This is a genomic window from Sanguibacter sp. Z41_6 (genome assembly GCF_059621145.1).
Genome location: NZ_JCAQIF010000003.1, coordinates 357,420 through 374,081, shown reverse-complemented (window position 1 = coordinate 374,081; position 16,662 = coordinate 357,420). Strand labels below are relative to the sequence as shown.

Below are 16,662 nucleotides of genomic sequence, written 5' to 3'. Positions count from 1 at the left end.
CACGTAGACTCGTGTCCCGTGGCTCTCACTATTGGTATCGCCGGACTACCCAACGTCGGCAAGTCGACCCTGTTCAACGCGCTGACCCGGGCGCAGGTGCTCGCTGCGAACTACCCGTTCGCGACGATCGAGCCCAACGTGGGCGTCGTCCCGCTGCCCGACCCCCGCCTGGAGAAGCTCGCGGAGATCTTCGGGTCCGAGCGGATCCTGCCCGCGACCGTGTCGTTCGTCGACATCGCCGGGATCGTGCGCGGCGCGAGCGAGGGCGAGGGCCTGGGCAACAAGTTCCTCGCGAACATCCGCGAGGCGGACGCCATCTGCCAGGTGACGCGTGCGTTCGCGGACCCCGACGTCGTGCACGTCGACGGCAAGGTCTCCCCGAAGGATGACATCGAGACCATCAACACCGAGCTCATCCTCGCGGACCTCCAGACGCTCGAGAAGACGGTCCCGCGCCTCGAGAAGGAGGTCCGGATCAAGAAGGGCGACCCCGCGCTCCTCGCCGCCGCCCAGGGCGCTCAGGCCCTGCTCGAGGAGGGCACCACACTCTTCGCCGGTGCCGCGAAGGCCAAGCTCGACCTCGAGCAGCTCGCGTCGCTGCAGCTCATGACGGCCAAGCCGTTCATCTACGTCTTCAACACCGACGACACCGGTCTCGCGGACACGGCGTTCCAGGACGAGCTGCGGGCGCTCGTCGCGCCCGCCCACGCGATCTTCCTCGACGCGAAGTTCGAGTCCGAGCTCGTCGAGCTCGAGCCCGACGAGGCCGCGGAGATGCTCGCTGACTCCGGCATCGCGGAGCCGGGGCTCGACCAGCTCGCCCGCGTCGGCTTCGAGACCCTCGGCCTGCAGACGTACCTCACGGCGGGCCCGAAGGAGTCGCGCGCATGGACGATCCACAAGGGCTGGACCGCGCCCCAGGCCGCCGGCGTCATCCACACCGACTTCGAGCGAGGCTTCATCAAGGCCGAGGTCATCAGCTTCGACGACCTCGTCGAGGCCGGATCCGTCGCGGCGGCTCGCAGCGCGGGCAAGGCCCGCATCGAGGGCAAGGACTACGTCATGCAGGACGGAGACGTCGTGGAGTTCCGCTTTAACGTGTGAGCTTGTGAGCGGACCCTTCCTTGCCTGCCGAGGTCTGTTCAGGGGGCAGGTAGATCCTCGCGTGAATCGGGTCGGCCGCTCAGCTGCTGACGCCGAGAGCCTTGCCGATCGTTGAGTCGTCGCCGAGGACGTCGAGGATGCACGCGGCGAGGTCAGCGCGGGGGACAGAGCCGCCCAGCTTCCCTTCGCTCCCGGTGTCGAGCGCATGCCACGAGCCCGTCGCCGGCTTGTTCGTCAGGCCGGTCGGTCGTACGACAGTCCAGTCCAGGCCGGAGGAGGTCACGGCAGCTTCTTGCTGGTTGTGGTCAGCCAACGGCTTGGCGAGGAGCGCCTTGGTGATCAGCCGGATGGGCGCGGGCATCTGTTTGCCGGAGTCGCCAGCGCCCAGGGAGGACTGCACGACGAGCCTGCGGACGCCGGCGTCGTGCATGGCAGCGATGACCGTCCGGGTGACGGCCGCGCGGTGGTCGGACACGCCCTTGGCGCCGCCCACGGTGATGACGACGGCGTCGGCTCCGGCGACGGCCCGGGATGCTGCGGCCAGGTCGCGAGCGTCCCCGGTGACCGCCCGGACGCCCGCCGGTGCGGTGCCGCTGCGTGAGAGGACGGTGACCTCGTGCCCGGCATCGTGAGCGAGCGTGGCAAGGACGGCTCCTGTGCCCTGCGAGCCGCCGATGATCGTGATCTTCACGGGGTCCTCTTGAGTGGCCGGAAGGAGGTGATACCTCAGGCCATTCTATGCGCCGTCCGGCCATCACCGATTGGACATCACGCGCCCCGGCGATGCTCGCAGCCGCGGCTCCCTCAGAAGAGTGGCCAGGGCACCGCTGGCCTCCCGCCGGCGGGAGCTGGAAACCGCCCTCCCAGGCGCAACCTCGAGCAGCGAGCAGCGAGTGAGGCGATCTCGTCGGCGCTGAGCAGGTCCGCCAGGCTCCTTCCCAGGTCACCGTGCAGCCCTTCGCTGACACGATCGATGCCGTCACGTTCCTCGGTGGTCAGTGCTTCTCCGAGCCATCCCCACAGGACGGTGCGCAGCTTGTGGTCACGGTGGAAGGTGAGCCCGTGGTCCACGCCGTGCCGGCGGCCGTCCGTCATGGCAAGGATGTGGTCACCCTTGCGGTCGGCGTTGTTGACGATGAGGTCGAACACGGCCATGCGCCTGAGCGCGGGCGAATCCTCGTGCACGAGGGTGACCCTCCGTCCGGTCTCGTCCCGTCCTTCGAGGACGGGCTTCCAGCCTGCCGTCGGCACGTCGTCCGTCAGGACGAGGTCGACGGCGCTGTGGTCGGGGTCCTGCTCCTGCCAGAGCTGCACCATTCCTTCGCCCAGGGGCCCGTCGCGCAGCCAGGTGTGCGGCACCACGCCCCAACCGAGAGCTTGGGAGACCTGGTAGGCGGCCACCTCCCGGTGCGCCAGCGTGCCGTCGGGAAAGTCCCACAGCGGACTCTCACCGGCAATCGGCTTGTAGACGACGACCACGTCGCCGATGGTGCCGAGAAACGTCGCGTTGGAGGCCGTCCTGATGCGGCCGGTGATCGTCAGCTGCGCCGTCACCAGGTCCGTCGCCGACATCAGTCCTCGGGAGGGGCGCAGACGTGCCCGTCGGAGTCCATGGGCTGTCCGCAGAGCGGGCAGGCCGGGCGCCCGGCGCCGACGATCTCCAGGGTGCGCTTGGCGAATGCGCGGGCGGTGCCCACCGGCAGTCGCACCAGCAGCATCTCGGTCTCGTGCGCGCCGTCCTCATCAGGCGAGTCACCGTCGTCACCGTCGTCACCGTCGTCACCGTCGTCGTCCGTGAGGGCGTAGGCCTCGATGACGACCTGAGCCGTGCTCGGGTCCCAGCCCAGGCTCATGGCGCCGGTGCGGAACTGCTCCTGGACGGCCTCGAGCTGGTCGTTGTCGACGAGCTCGGGAGGCGTACCCGTGGGAACGCTGAAGGGATTGCCCTCGATGGTCATGAGCTGGTCGAGGATCTCGTTGATGTTCTCCGCGAGCAGAGCCGACTGCTGCTTCTCGAGGGCGACGCTCACCAGCCGTGTCCCTGAGCGCACCTGGAGGTAGAACGTGCGCGCCCCCGGAAGGCCGATGGTGCCGATGACGGCCCGATCAGGCCAGTCGAACTCGTGGACGCGTGTGGGCATGTCAGGATCCTAGGCTCATGCGATTCACGGCGCCTTGTGCCCTGCGCCGCCACCCACCGGCGCATCCCCGGACGCGATGCCCTTCGACAGCCACGAGAGATCACCCGCGTCGGTGTTGATCGCGTGGACACTCGGTCGGCTGGCGCCGTAGCGCACGACCGAGACGGATGCGGGGCCCACGGTGATGCGCTGGAACAGGTCGAGGTGCATGCCGAGCGCGTCGGCGAGTATCGACTTGATGACGTCGCCGTGGCTGACCGCGACCCACACGGCCCCGGCCCCGTGCTCGGCTTCGACCGCTGCGTCGTGGCGACGGATCGCTGCCACCGACCGAGCCTGCATCGCGGCCATGGATTCACCGCCGGGAAAGACGACGGCAGAGGGGTGCGACTGCACCAGCGGCCACAGGTCCTCGGTCGCGAGCTCGGAGAGCGTGCGGCCCTGCCACTGGCCGTAGTCGCATTCGGTGAGATCGAGATCGATCGGTGCGTAGGGCATGCCCGCCTGGCGATCGAGGATGTGCTGGGCGGTCTGCCGACACCGCTCGAGGGGGCTCGACACCACCGCGACAAGGGGAACGGCTGCGAGCCGGTCTCCGGCGAGAGCCGCCTGGTCGCGCCCGATCTCGTCCAGGCTGACGCCGGCGGCCCTCCCGGCAAGCAGCCCCGTGGCATTTGCTGTGGTGCGGCCGTGCCGCACGAGAAGAGCTGTCGCCATCCAGCCAGCCTAACCACGCGGGCGACGGCCGTCCGATCGCACCGTGGCGCGGGCGAGCGCCGGATGACGACGTTCCCGGAAGGCGACCAGCTGCAACGTCTTCTGGCAGGTCGGCGGGGCAGCCGGCTCCCGCGGACGACTCCGCCGCCCGCCGTGGCCATCGCCCATGAGGCCGCTGCCACCGTGCCGGCGACCACCGGACTCGGAAGCAGGTTCCGCGGGTGAATCTCACGCGTGTGCCGCTGATGTCCGAGATAACGGCTGCGGCGATGCGTATGGTCGCCTCTATTCACAGCGAGCTTGACCCCGGCAGCCGGGGAAGACTGGGGGGTGCTTCCATGGGGAGCGACGAGATCAGCCACGCACGAATGCACGATCGAGCCCCGTCACGGGTGCGGGTGCCGGTCAGAGGAGCGCTCGCTCTGGCTGCAGCGGGCGTGCTCCTCCTGGGCACGCAACCGGCCTATGCGATCGGCACCGCCGTCGACCTCGGCACTGCTCAGTCGTACGCGGTCCTCGCCGGGCAGTCCGTGACGAACACCGGACCGAGCCGCCTCGCTGGCGACCTCGGAGTGAGTCCAGGCACGGCGATCAGCGGCTTCCCGCCGGGCCTCACCGCGGGGGTCGAGCATCGGACGGACGCTCATGCGCTCCAGGCCCAGGCCGATCTCGTCATCGCGTACGACGACGCCGCCGGCCAAGCGCCCGACGCCACCGTCGCCGGAGACATCGGCGGCACGACGATGCTGGCAGGTGTGTACAACGCCGCCGACTCTCTCGGGCTCACCGGGACGCTGACGTTGGACGCCGAAGGTGACCCGAACGCGGTCTTCATCTTCCAGATCGGGTCGACCCTGACCACGGCGTCCGACAGCACCGTCGAGCTCATCAACGGAGCAACCAGCTGCAACGTCTTCTGGCAGGTCGGCAGCTCCGCGACGCTCGGGACGGACACGACCTTCGTCGGCAACATCTTGGCCCTGACCTCGATCACGGCCAACACCGGAGCGACGGTCGAGGGCCGCGCCCTGGCACGCGCCGGATCTGTCACCCTCGATACCAACACGTTCACCCGCGGTGCGTGCGAGCCAGCGCTGCTGCCCGACGAGCCGGAGGAAGCTCCGGTCGATCCCGACGAGCCGCCGGCTGAGCCGGAGGACCCGACCGGGCCAGGCGTACCGACCGTGCCGGAGGACCCGACCGGGCCGGGCGTACCGACCGGGCCCGGCGACCCGACCGTGCCGCCGGCCGAGCCCGTCGTGCCCGTGCAACCGCCCGTCGGTCCGATCGTCCCGGGCGGTCCATCGGGCACGCCGCCGGTCGACCTCACCACTCCGCCGGGACGAACGCCACCGGCGCTGGCGGTCACCGGGCCCACGATGACCGCGCCGATCCTCGTGGCCGCCGCGTCCATACTCGTGGGGACGGGAGTCGTCATCGGCACGCGTCGCTGCGGGCTGCGATGAGAACGGCCTCCACAGCCGACAGGTGATCAAGGGGTACGCGGAGTCGACGACCCGTGGGCACGACGACGCACCGGACCGATCATGGTGAAGCCGTAGCCCGCAGTCTCCCTGCTGGACGTGGCACAGTCGCTCTCCCAGAGCTCGCGGGATGGACGTGGTCAAGACAGGCGTACAATAATCGCGGCGAAACGCTGGCGCTGCAGTCGCAGCTCACGCGGGCGTCGTGGGACAGGACCGCGTATCTCGTGTGCGGTGTTCCGGGCACGAGGATATGCGGGGGAGTTCCGCGCCGACGTCTCGCCGCCCTCACCCACAGGAGATGTGTTTCAGATGGCTCACGCCCACAGCCCCGTCGATGGCCCACCCGCAGTCGGCGCCTCGTCGGGCCGCCCCGCCCCGTCGGCCCAGGGCTCGGTCGAGCAGGTCGTCGCGCGGGCAGCGCTCGACCTCGTGAACGACCTCACCGGGACCGACGGCCCGTTGCAGCCCGGCAGCCTCAACTTCTCGCGGGCGTCGCTCGACCGGCTGGACGAGGTGCTGCAGGCGCTGCACGAGCAGCGTGCGGCGGCCGAGCTCGGTACCGCTCCGGTCGCCGCGGACATCCGGAACGCGTTCGCGTCGTATGTCGGCGAGGTCGCGCGCAAGGAGTTCGGAGGGCGATACGTCGCCGGCGACAAGGACGACCCGTTCTGGCTCGTCGTCGGTCAGCCCGCCGTCGCGGTCCGGGTCGGTGTGTGTGGGCGGGTGGCCCGCAGGATCGTCGAGGGTCCCGACGCGTCGATCATGGCCCTTCACGACAGCATCGCTCCGGCCGTGGCGACGGGGTCCGACGCCACCCTGACCTGACACTCTGCGCACTTCCGACAATCCCGCCCCAGACGTCCGTCTCAGAGTGTGACCATCAGGTGTCCAACGTTACCGACCAGTATCATCTCGGTAACGATCGCGCAGGACAGTGGTGATCTGGCTCTCGTGCCGGTTACCGCTGGGTACTTTTCTCGTACGCAACGATGCCGACGCCAACGCTGGCTGAGCGAGCCGATCCGGCTCCGACAGTCCGCGGCGCACGACTCATCCCATCCTTCAAGGAGGAACATTGAAGATCAGGCGCACTCATGCCGCGGTCGCCATGCTCGCTAGCGGCGCACTCGTGCTGTCAGCCTGCACCACGTCCGAGGACCCCGACGAGAGCTCGACGCCGTCGTCGTCCTCGTCGTCCTCCGGCGCTGCGGGCGAGCCCGACGGCACCGGCAAGGCGGACCTCGGCGAGGTCGTCACCGCTGACGACACCATCTCCTACACGCTGGGTGAGGACGAGTGGCTCGGCTACAACGACTTCACGCCTGAGACGTACTCGACGTACAACAGCGTCGTGAACGAGCGCATCATGGGCAGCTTCATGTACTTCGGTACGGACGGGGCTATCTACCAGAACGAGGAATACGGGACGTTCGAGCTCACGAGCGAAGACCCGATGACCGTCGAGTACACGCTCAACGAGGACGCGGTCTGGTCCGACGGCACGCCCATCGCCTACGAGGACTACCTCCTCGACTGGGCAGCGCAGGCGATGTCGGACGGCACCGACGAGGAAGGCAACCCCGTCCCGCTGTTCAACCACGTGGCAGGCCTGGACTTCGGTGAGCTCGTTCCCGAGGGCCCGACCGGTGAGGTCGGCGGAAAGACCTTCTCGTACGAGTACACGAACCCGTACCCGGACTACCAGCTCCAGGTCACGAGCGCGTTCCCCGCGCACATCGTCGCCGAGCAGGCCGGCATGACCGTCGAGGACCTCGTCCAGGCGATCCAGGACGCGGACGTCGAGGCGCTCCGTCCCGCCGCTGAGTTCTGGAACACCGGGTGGCTCTCGCCGAACCCGGGCGAGCTCCCGGACGAGGCGCTCACGCCGTCGTCGGGCCCGTACAAGCTGTCCTCCTGGGAGGCCGGCCAGTCCATCACCCTCGTCGCGAACGAGGACTACTGGGGCACGCCGCCCGCGACCAAGACGCTCGTCTACCGGTTCGTCGCGCCCGAGGCGCAGGTCCAGGCGCTGCAGAACGGTGACCTCAACATCATCGAGCCGCAGGCCACCGTCGACACCGTGGCGCAGCTCGAGGGCCTCGGCGACGCGATCACCATCGAGACCGACCAGAGCCTCACGTGGGAGCACCTCGACTTCAACTTCAAGAACGGTGTCTTCGCCGACAACCTCGCGCTGCGCGAGGCGTTCGCGATGTGCGTCCCGCGCCAGCAGATCGTCGACAACCTCATCGCTCCGGTGTCCGACGAAGCGAGCGTCATGAACGCCCGTGAGGTCTTCCCGTTCCAGGACGACTACGACACGATCGTGGAGGCCAGCTACGACGGCCGTTACGACGAGGTCGACCTCGACGGCGCCAAGGCGAAGATCGAGGAGGCCGGAGTTGCCGGCCCGATCACGGTCCGCATCGGCTACTCCGCTCCGAACCAGCGACGCACGGAGCAGGTCGCGCTCATCAAGTCCAGCTGTGACGAGGTCGGCTTCGACGTCCAGGACGTCGGCAACCCCGACTTCTTCGACCAGACCCTGCCGAACGGTGACTACGAGGTCGCGCTGTTCGCGTGGGCCGGCTCCGGCCAGATCGTCTCGGGCCAGAACATCTACTCCACCACCGGTGGCCAGAACTACGGCGGGTTCTCCAACGCCGAGGTCGACGCCGCCTGGGACGCGCTCTCCGCAACGCTCGACCGCGACGAGCAGCTCGAGCAGATCGAGACCATCGAGAAGGTCCTCTGGGACGAGCTCTACGGAATCCCGCTGTTCGCCCACCCGGGCGTGATCGCGTACGACTCCACGATCTCGAACGTCCGCTCCTCCTCGGCGCAGACCGCAGTGCCGTGGAACGCGGAGCAGTGGGTCCGCGCGTCCTGATCGCTCGAACGTCCATCACGTGAGTGAAGGGCCGACGGTCTACGGACCGTGAACTGCATCACACCGGGGTGGAGGCAGAACTGCTGCTTCCACCCCGGTGGCCGTCCGGAACCGATCCGCCATGACACCATGGTGTGGTTTCGCGCGCACTAGTGGGTGAAGCGCTCCGCTTCCCCAGAGCACTCGAAGGGTTCGTTCGTGGCCAAGTTCATCCTGCGTCGGCTGGGGCAGTCGTTCCTCGTCCTGATCGGCGGCTCGCTCCTCATGTTCGTCCTGACGATCAATGCAGGAGACCCGCTAGAAGATCTTCGTGAGTCGAACGCGAAGAACCGCGAGTACCTCATCCAGCAGCGCAAGCTCTTCATGGGGCTCGACGACCCGTGGTACGAGCGGTACTGGGACTGGCTGCGGGGCGTCGCAGGCTGCGTCACCGGCAACTGCGACCTCGGCACCAACATGAATGGTGTGAGCGTCAACAGCATGCTCGGGAACGCGGTGGGCTCGACCCTGCGTCTGGTCATCCTCGCGACGGTCCTGGCGATCGTCATCGGCATCCTGGTCGGGATCCTCACCGCGATCCGTCAGTACTCGGGCTTCGACTACGCCGTGACCTTCCTCGCGTTCCTCTTCTTCTCCCTGCCCGTGTTCTGGATGGCCGTCCTGCTCAAGGAGTACGGGGCCATCCGGTTCAACGACTGGATCGCGGATCCGACGTTCTCACCGCTGCAGATCGCGCTCACAGCGCTCGTCATCGGTGTCATCCTCCAGGCCGCGCTCGGCGGCCCTGTGCGCCGGCGGCTCGCCACGGCGGGTGCCGCAGCGGTCGTGGTGGCCGGAGCGATGACGTACTTCTCGGCTGTCGAGTGGTTCCGCCGCCCGGCGCTCGGCATCGCGCTCGTCGTGCTCATCGGCGTCGGGTTCGCTCTGCTGCTGACGATGCTTCTCGCAGGACTGGGCAACCGCAGGGTGCTCTACGCGTCTCTCACCTCTGTCGCCGCCGGGGCGGTCGGGTACTTCGCCACCCTGGGTCTGCTCGAAGAGCCGAGCTGGGGGCTGCTCCTCGTCCTGGGACTCGTGACCCTGGCCGTCGGAGCGCTCATCGGATGGTTGTGGGGTGGCGAGTCGCGCAGGCTCGCGATGGGAATCTCGATCCCGACCTCGCTGTTCATGGGTGCTCTCATCATCGCGGACCACGCGATCTCGAGCTGGAGCGGGCTGCTGAGGCTCAAGTCACGCCCGATCTCCACGATCGGCTCCTCGACGCCCAACTTCAAGGGCGACTTCTGGGAGTCGTTCCTCGACCAGGGCGCCCAGCTCCTCCTGCCGACGGTCGTCCTCACCCTCATCTCGGTCGCCTCCTACACCCGGTACACGCGGTCCTCGATGCTCGAGGTCCTCAACCAGGACTACGTGCGTACGGCGCGGTCCAAGGGGCTGTCGGAGCGGGTCGTCATCGTCAAGCACGCGTTCCGTAACGCCCTCATCCCCATCACCACCATCGTCGCCTTCGACTTCGCAGGGCTGATCGGCGGCGCGGTCATCACAGAGAAGGTCTTCGGGTGGAAGGGCATGGGAGAGCTCTTCCAGACGGGCCTGAACCACGTGGACCCCGCGCCCGTCATGGCGTTCTTCCTCGTGACGGGAAGCGCCGCCATCGTGATGAACCTCGTCGCGGACCTTGCCTACGCCGGTCTCGACCCACGGATCAGGCGGTGACGGGCATGACGTCACCACACCGTCCGTCCACGCCGAGGCCCCGCGCGACGACCACCGGAGAGCGCAATGACTGACCCGAACAAGCCTGCCGATCACGAAGGGCAGCCGACCCCGGCCGACGGGGGCATCGACCCGGTCGCCGCACACATGCACGTCAGCACGCAGATGCAACCAGGCGAGCAGAAGTCGTACAGCCAGACCCAGCTCGTCCTGCGCCGCTTCGTCCGCCACAAGGGCGCGATGGTCTCGCTCTTCTTCCTCGCCTTCGTCGCCGTGCTCGCCTTCACGTCGATCGGCATCGGGCCCATCCCCGGATGGTGGGACAAGGACTTCACCAAGGCGGCCAACGTCATCGACGGTGGCCGACCGACCATGCAGCTGTGGCCCTTCGCCATCGGTGAGCACCCGTTCGGGCAGGACTCGACGGGCAAGGACTACTTCGCGCTCGTCATGCGGGGCACGCAGATCTCCCTGATCGTCGCGTTCGCGGTCGGACTGATCTCCACCGTCATCGGCACCGTCATCGGTGCCCTCGCCGGGTACTTCCGGGGGTGGCTCGAGAACATCCTCATGCGCATGACCGACCTGTTCATCGTCATCCCGCTCCTCGTGCTCGCCGCGGTGCTCGGGAAGATGGCCGCCAGCTGGGGCGTGCTGGGCCTCGCGCTCGTGCTGGGCGTCGTCACGTGGACGGGCCTCGCGCGGCTCGTGCGTGGTGAGGTCCTCTCGCTGCGCGAACGAGAGTTCGTCGCCTCCGCGCGTGCGGTCGGCACGGGTCCCGGGCGCATCATCTTCCGGCACATCCTGCCCAACACGGTCGGGGTCATCATCGTCTCGGCCACGTTGAACATCGCTTCCGCGATCCTCCTCGAGACGTCGCTGAGCTTCCTCGGGTACGGCGTCCAGGCGCCGGACATCTCGCTGGGATCGCTCATCAGCACCTACCAGAACGCCTTCACCACCCGTCCGTGGCTGTTCTGGTTCCCCGGGTTGTTCATCCTGGCCATCGCCCTCACGGTGAACTTCATCGGCGACGGCCTCCGAGATGCGTTCGACCCACGTCAGAACAGGAACAAGGACTGATGAGCAGCACCGGCACCGCAGCACCCAGCACGACGTCCGTGCTCTCCTTCGCGGACCTCGACGTGAAGTTCGGCACCGAGTTCGGGACCGTGCACGCCGTCAAGGGGATCGATCTGGACGTCCGCGCGGGCGAGGTCCTCGCACTCGTGGGCGAGTCCGGGTCAGGCAAGTCCGTGACCTCCATGACCGCCCTCGGACTGCTCCCGCACAACGCGCGGGTCAGCGGGACGATCAGGGTCGGGGAGACGGTCGTCAACGACCTCGACGAGCGCGGCCTGCGCCGGATGCGCGGCAACGACGTCGCCATGGTGTTCCAGGAACCCATGACTGCGCTCAACCCCGTGCTCACCATCGGCGCGCAGCTGACCGAGGCGCTCGAGCTGCACGAGATCGCCTTCGGCAAGAAGGCCACCGCCCGGGCCGCTGAGCTGCTCCGCATGGTCGGGATCCCCGAGCCGGAGCGCAGGCTCAAGCAGTACCCGCACGAGCTGTCCGGTGGACAGCGTCAGCGTGTGGTCATCGCGATGGCCATCAGCTGCGACCCGAAGGTCATCATCGCCGACGAGCCCACGACGGCCCTCGACGTGACGGTCCAGGCCGACATCCTCGACCTGCTGCGGTCACTGACGGCGGAGCTCAACACCGGGATCCTGCTCATCACGCACAACATGGGCGTCGTCGCGGACATGGCTGACCGCGTCGCCGTGATGCTCAAGGGCGAGATCGTCGAGACCGGCACGGCGGACCAGGTCCTCAACCACCCGGAGCACCCGTACACCCGGCGCCTGCTGGGATCCGTCCCGCGCCTCGGCGCCGGACCCGGGCAGTTCGGGGCGCCTGTCGTCGAGTCGCCCGCAGGCGAGGGCGAGGTCGCCGCACTCTCGCTGGACAAGCTCGTCGTCGAGTATGCGCGCGTGGGCAAGACGCCCTTCCGCGCTGTCGACGACGTGACGTTCTCCGTGGGCGCCGGGGAGATCGTCGGGCTCGTGGGGGAGTCCGGTTCGGGGAAGTCGACGATCGCGCGCTGTGCCCTGGGCCTCATCCCCGCCGCCAGCGGATCCGTGTCGATCTTCGGGACGAGCTTCGGTGCGATGAAGCGCGCGGAGGCGAAAGCGCTGCGCAAGCGCATCGGCGTGGTGTTCCAGGACCCGGCCTCGTCGCTCAACCCGCGGTTCCCGATCGGGGACACCATCGCCGAGCCGCTCGTCGTGCACAAGGTGGGTGACCGCAAGTCGCAGCTCGCGAAGGTCTACGAGCTGCTCGACGCCGTCGAGCTCCCGCGTGCGACGGTCAACCGTTACCCGCACGAGCTGTCCGGCGGTCAGCGGCAGCGCGTGAGCATCGCCCGCGCGCTGACGCTCGACCCCGAGTTCCTCGTCGCGGACGAGCCGACCTCGGCACTGGACGTCTCGGTGCAGGCGAGCGTCCTCGCCATGTTCAGCGCGCTCCAGGAGCGCTACCGGTTCGGGTGCCTCTTCGTCAGCCACGACCTCGCCGTGATCGACATGCTCGCGCACCGGGTGATCGTGCTGCAGAACGGGAAGATCGTCGAGCAGGGGGCCCGTGAGGCCGTCCTGCTCGACCCGCAGGAGGAGTACACCCGTCGGCTGCTCGCTGCCGCACCCGTCCCGGAGCCGGGGGAGCAGCGCCGACGCCGCGAGGCGCGGCGCGCCCTGCTCACGAGCCTGGGTGAGGAGGTCTCCGACCTCCACCTGCCATCGGCAGAGCCTCTGCAGCCGGGGGCGAACCCGGACGGGCCGGACCCCACGACGCGGATCCTCGGAGGGCTCGGCGGCGGATGACCTCCTGACGGTCGCTGTTCGCCTCGGACGAGGCGAGCGGCGACCGGCCGCAGAGGGAAGTGCGCTCGGGGGCGGCTACGTCCGGTACGATCGCATAGGTCAACGTCGTCCGTAGGTCGCCGTGCGCGCGTGCTCAGCCACGCAAAGCCACGTCGACTGCCTATGACCGCCTTGACCTTTCGGTGACCTGTGGTGCGCACCTGCGCGCCGACCCCGGTCCTCCCACACGGTGAAATGAGTTTCTTTATGTCTGTGCGCTCCGACCTGCGCAACGTCGCGATCGTCGCCCACGTTGACCACGGCAAGACCACGCTCGTCGACGCCATGCTGCGTCAGTGCGGCGCCTTCAGCGCCCACGCGCACGTGGACGAGCGCGCGATGGACTCCGGCGACCTCGAACGCGAGAAGGGCATCACGATCCTCGCGAAGAACACCGCCGTGCACTACGCAGGTCCCGCTGCCGCCGCAGCCGGTGAGGCCGACGGCATCACCATCAATGTCATCGACACCCCGGGCCACGCCGACTTCGGTGGCGAGGTCGAGCGCGGCCTGTCCATGGTCGACGGTGTCGTCCTGCTCGTCGACGCGTCCGAGGGCCCGCTGCCCCAGACCCGGTTCGTGCTCCGCAAGGCGCTCGTCGCCAAGCTCCCCGTGATCCTCCTCGTCAACAAGGTGGACCGCCCCGACTCCCGCATCGAAGAGGTCGTCGCCGAGGCCACCGACCTCCTGCTGGGTCTCGCGAGCGACCTCGCCGACGAGGTCCCCGACCTCGACCTCGACGCCATCCTCGACATGCCGGTCGTCTACGCCGCGGCCAAGGTCGGCCGTGCCTCGGTCAACCAGCCCGAGGACGGCGGACTGCCGGACAGCGAGGACCTCGAGCCGCTGTTCAAGATGATCATCGAGAAGATCCCGGCGCCGACGTACGAGGAGGGCCACCCCCTCCAGGCGCACGTGACCAACCTCGACGCCTCGCCGTTCCTCGGCCGTCTCGCGCTCCTGCGCGTGTTCAACGGAACGATCCGCAAGGGTCAGACGGTCGCCTGGGCACGCGCCGACGGCACGCTTCAGAACGTCAAGATCACCGAGCTGCTCGAGACGAAGGCGCTCGACCGCGTCCCGACCGAGTCGGCCGGGCCCGGCGACATCGTCGCCGTCGCCGGCATCGAGGACATCACCATCGGTGAGACCCTCACCGACCCGGACGACCCGCGTCCGCTGCCGCTCATCACGATCGACGACCCCGCCATCTCGATGACGATCGGTATCAACACCTCGCCGCTCGCCGGCAAGGGCGGCAAGGGCCACAAGGTCACCGCCCGCCAGGTCAAGGACCGCCTCGACAAGGAGCTCATCGGTAACGTCTCCATCCGGGTCCTGCCGACCGAGCGCCCTGACGCCTGGGAGGTCCAGGGCCGCGGGGAGCTCGCACTCGCGATCCTCGTCGAGCAGATGCGCCGCGAGGGCTTCGAGCTCACCGTGGGCAAGCCGCAGGTCGTCACCAAGATCATCGACGGCAAGCGCAACGAGCCGATGGAGCGCATGACCATCGACGTGCCCGAGGAGTACCTCGGTGCGATCACGCAGCTCCTCGCCCAGCGAAAGGGCCGCATGGAGACGATGGCCAACCACGGCACCGGCTGGGTCCGCATGGACTTCGTCGTCCCCGCCCGTGGCCTCATCGGATTCCGCACGCGGTTCCTCACGGACACCCGCGGAACCGGCATCGCGTCCTCGATCGCGGCGGGCTACGAGCCCTGGGTCGGCCCGATCGACACGCGCGTCAACGGCTCACTCGTCGCTGACCGCCCCGGGGTCGTCACGCCGTTCGCGATGATCAACCTCCAGGAGCGTGGCTCCTTCTTCGTCGACCCCACGCAGGAGGTCTACGAGGGCATGATCGTCGGCGAGAACTCTCGCAACGAGGACATGGACGTGAACATCACGAAGGAGAAGAAGCTCACGAACATGCGTGCAGCCTCGAGCGACACCTTCGAGAACCTCGTCCCGCCGAAGCACCTCACCCTCGAGGAGAGCCTCGAGTTCGCCCGCGAGGACGAGTGCGTCGAGGTGACCCCCGAGGTCGTGCGCATCCGTAAGGTCATCCTCGACCAGTCGGAGCGCGCCCGCGCCTTCTCCCGCGCGAAGAAGAGCTGACGACGTACCTCGCAGGACCTGCATGACCCGCTGAGTGCGGGCGGAGGGGCACCCGTGCCGCTCGGCCCGCACTCAGCGTCGTCTCACCCCGGCGCGACCCGCCCGGCGGGCCGTCCCACCCCGGCCCGACGCGAGCGCCGTCCACGACAGGAACCCGACCATGAACGACTCCCAGATCCTTCCCGGCGGGCCGGCCGACGCACTGCTCGTCGTGCACGCCCACCCGGACGACGAGACCCTCGCGACCGGCGGCCTCCTCGCGGCATGGGCCCGCGCAGGCCGGCCGGTCACGCTCGTCACCTGCACCCGGGGGGAGCAGGGCGAGGTCATCGGCGCCGACCTCGCGCACCTCGAAGGGGACGGGCCTGCCCTCGCGGCGCACCGCGAGGTGGAGCTCACCCACGCCCTCGCTGCTCTCGGGGTGACGGACCACGTCTACCTCGACGAGATCCCGGCACCCGGGAGCGGCTCGTCGCGCTACGCGGACTCGGGCATGGCCTGGCTCGACGACTCCGCTCCCGGCGGCCGTGCGGGCGCTGCGGGTGAGCCATCACCAGGGACGCTCGTCGCGGGGTCGGTCACCGAGCAGGTGGACCGGCTCGCCGCGATCGTGCGGGACCGGGGACCCGCCGTCGTCGTGACCTACGAGCCGGGTGGCGGGTACGGCCACCCGGACCACGTCCGCGCGCACGAGCTGACGATGCACGCGGTGCTCCGTGCTCGTGAGCCAGCCGCCGACCAGCCCGGCCACACGGTCCGTGAGACGTGGTGGGCGGTTGTTCCGGCCCCCACGCTCCGCAGCGCGCGCGCCGAGCTCGTTGCGGCCGTCGCACCGCTCGACGAGGGAGAGCTGCTCGACGAGGGGCGCGCCCCGGTCCTGCCCGACCCTGCCGGGATCCTCCCGTCGCTCGCCGACGATCTCGGCGAGCCCGACGTCGTCATCGACGTCCGGCCCGTCGTCGACCGTGTCGCAGCCGCCCTCCGCGCCCACGCCACCCAGGTCCAGGGCGTCGCCCGGCACGACGGCGAGCTGCTCGTCGGGTGGTACGCCCTGAGCAACGACGTCCTCGTGCCCTGGCTCGCGTACGAGCACTACGTGCGCGCACGTGCGGACGTCCAGGAACCGTCCGGGCGTGGACGGTAGCCTCGCCACCATGCCGGTCAGCCCCACTGCCGCGAGCCGTCAGGCCCGCCCCCTGCGTACGACGATCCTTGGTTACGCCTGCGCCCTCGGGCTGGGAGCGGTCGTCGGTGTCGTCGGATCGTTCGTGCACAGGCAGTGGACCCCGTGGATCCTCCTCGCCTCCCTGCTCCTCGTCGCGGTCGCGGGCGTGCTCGTCCGCGCGTGGATCGGCAGCAGCGCCCTGGGGCCCTATGCGTTCGGGTGGTTCGCCGTCGTGGCGGTCCTCATGTTCTCCGGACCCGGCGGTGACGTCGTGCTGCCGCTGCAGGCGCTGAGCGTCGCGTGGCTCGTCGGCGGGATGCTCATGATCGCCGTCGCGGCGTTCGCTCCACAGCGGTGGTTCACCGACTGAACGGCGCTGATGGGCGTGCGTAGCCGCGCC

At 68.9% G+C, this 16,662-nt stretch carries 14 protein-coding genes; 10 read left to right on the top strand and 4 right to left on the bottom strand.

Annotated elements, in window-relative coordinates; translation table 11 throughout:
* The first annotated feature begins 18 nt into the window (after positions 1-18).
* Positions 19-1,104, top strand: coding sequence for a redox-regulated ATPase YchF (ychF, locus tag AC54T1_RS09380; protein ID WP_496911766.1), 1,086 nt, complete (start codon positions 19-21; stop codon positions 1,102-1,104).
* Positions 1,105-1,183: 79 nt separating this feature from the next.
* On the opposite strand, the gene AC54T1_RS09375 is transcribed toward ychF, so the two are convergent.
* The 4 genes from AC54T1_RS09375 to AC54T1_RS09360 form a co-directional block, all read right to left on the bottom strand.
* Positions 1,184-1,795 (bottom strand): NAD(P)-dependent oxidoreductase, encoded by a 612-nt coding sequence (locus AC54T1_RS09375; RefSeq protein WP_496911765.1) that lies wholly within the window; start codon positions 1,793-1,795, stop codon positions 1,184-1,186.
* A 113-nt stretch (positions 1,796-1,908) separates the two neighbouring features.
* The gene (locus tag AC54T1_RS09370; protein WP_496911764.1) at positions 1,909-2,676 is read right to left on the bottom strand and encodes an SCO1664 family protein; all 768 of its coding nucleotides are present in this window, start codon (positions 2,674-2,676) and stop codon (positions 1,909-1,911) included.
* Positions 2,676-3,245, bottom strand: coding sequence for a DUF3090 domain-containing protein (locus tag AC54T1_RS09365; protein WP_496911763.1), 570 nt, complete (start codon positions 3,243-3,245; stop codon positions 2,676-2,678). Before AC54T1_RS09365 ends, AC54T1_RS09370 begins: the two co-directional genes overlap by 1 nt.
* A gap of 24 nt (positions 3,246-3,269) precedes the next feature.
* Positions 3,270-3,962 (bottom strand): histidine phosphatase family protein, encoded by a 693-nt coding sequence (locus AC54T1_RS09360; RefSeq protein WP_496911762.1) that lies wholly within the window; start codon positions 3,960-3,962, stop codon positions 3,270-3,272.
* Positions 3,963-4,360: 398 nt separating this feature from the next.
* Between AC54T1_RS09360 and AC54T1_RS09355 the strand changes: the two genes are divergently transcribed.
* From AC54T1_RS09355 to AC54T1_RS09315, 9 genes are all read left to right on the top strand, one after another.
* Positions 4,361-5,428 carry an ice-binding family protein gene (locus tag AC54T1_RS09355; protein ID WP_496911761.1) on the top strand — a complete coding sequence of 356 codons (1,068 nt, stop codon included), beginning with the start codon at positions 4,361-4,363 and terminating at the stop codon, positions 5,426-5,428.
* 330 nt (positions 5,429-5,758) lie between these two features.
* Positions 5,759-6,274 (top strand): hypothetical protein, encoded by a 516-nt coding sequence (locus AC54T1_RS09350; RefSeq protein WP_496911760.1) that lies wholly within the window; start codon positions 5,759-5,761, stop codon positions 6,272-6,274.
* Between the two features lie 250 nt (positions 6,275-6,524).
* Positions 6,525-8,339 carry an ABC transporter family substrate-binding protein gene (locus tag AC54T1_RS09345; RefSeq protein ID WP_484345067.1) on the top strand — a complete coding sequence of 605 codons (1,815 nt, stop codon included), beginning with the start codon at positions 6,525-6,527 and terminating at the stop codon, positions 8,337-8,339.
* A gap of 198 nt (positions 8,340-8,537) precedes the next feature.
* The gene (locus AC54T1_RS09340) at positions 8,538-10,055 is read left to right on the top strand and encodes an ABC transporter permease (RefSeq protein ID WP_484345068.1); all 1,518 of its coding nucleotides are present in this window, start codon (positions 8,538-8,540) and stop codon (positions 10,053-10,055) included.
* Between the two features lie 147 nt (positions 10,056-10,202).
* Positions 10,203-11,138, top strand: coding sequence for an ABC transporter permease (locus AC54T1_RS09335; protein WP_484345402.1), 936 nt, complete (start codon positions 10,203-10,205; stop codon positions 11,136-11,138).
* Positions 11,138-12,940 (top strand): ABC transporter ATP-binding protein, encoded by a 1,803-nt coding sequence (locus tag AC54T1_RS09330; protein WP_496911759.1) that lies wholly within the window; start codon positions 11,138-11,140, stop codon positions 12,938-12,940. The genes AC54T1_RS09335 and AC54T1_RS09330 overlap by 1 nt, the downstream gene beginning before the upstream one ends.
* 246 nt (positions 12,941-13,186) lie before the next feature.
* Complete coding sequence (gene typA / locus AC54T1_RS09325; RefSeq protein WP_484345070.1) at positions 13,187-15,097, top strand: translational GTPase TypA; 1,911 nt, start codon at positions 13,187-13,189, stop codon at positions 15,095-15,097.
* A 160-nt stretch (positions 15,098-15,257) separates the two neighbouring features.
* On the top strand, positions 15,258-16,241 hold the full coding sequence (locus tag AC54T1_RS09320) for a PIG-L family deacetylase (RefSeq protein ID WP_496911758.1): 984 nt from the start codon (positions 15,258-15,260) through the stop codon (positions 16,239-16,241).
* A gap of 10 nt (positions 16,242-16,251) precedes the next feature.
* Positions 16,252-16,632, top strand: coding sequence for a DUF6113 family protein (locus AC54T1_RS09315; protein ID WP_484345072.1), 381 nt, complete (start codon positions 16,252-16,254; stop codon positions 16,630-16,632).
* The last annotated feature ends 30 nt before the right edge of the window (positions 16,633-16,662 follow it).

Excerpts from the sequence above, each read along its gene's own strand:
- AC54T1_RS09370 (WP_496911764.1), bottom strand. The coding sequence starts at position 2,676 with ATGTCGGCGACGGACCTGGTGACGGCGCAGCTGACGATCACCGGCCGC.
- AC54T1_RS09365 (WP_496911763.1), bottom strand. The coding sequence starts at position 3,245 with ATGCCCACACGCGTCCACGAGTTCGACTGGCCTGATCGGGCCGTCATC.
- AC54T1_RS09360 (WP_496911762.1), bottom strand. The coding sequence starts at position 3,962 with ATGGCGACAGCTCTTCTCGTGCGGCACGGCCGCACCACAGCAAATGCC.
- AC54T1_RS09350 (WP_496911760.1), top strand. The coding sequence starts at position 5,759 with ATGGCTCACGCCCACAGCCCCGTCGATGGCCCACCCGCAGTCGGCGCC.
- AC54T1_RS09335 (WP_484345402.1), top strand. The coding sequence starts at position 10,203 with ATGCACGTCAGCACGCAGATGCAACCAGGCGAGCAGAAGTCGTACAGC.
- AC54T1_RS09330 (WP_496911759.1), top strand. The coding sequence starts at position 11,138 with ATGAGCAGCACCGGCACCGCAGCACCCAGCACGACGTCCGTGCTCTCC.
- typA (WP_484345070.1), top strand. The coding sequence starts at position 13,187 with ATGTCTGTGCGCTCCGACCTGCGCAACGTCGCGATCGTCGCCCACGTT.
- AC54T1_RS09320 (WP_496911758.1), top strand. The coding sequence starts at position 15,258 with ATGAACGACTCCCAGATCCTTCCCGGCGGGCCGGCCGACGCACTGCTC.
- AC54T1_RS09315 (WP_484345072.1), top strand. The coding sequence starts at position 16,252 with ATGCCGGTCAGCCCCACTGCCGCGAGCCGTCAGGCCCGCCCCCTGCGT.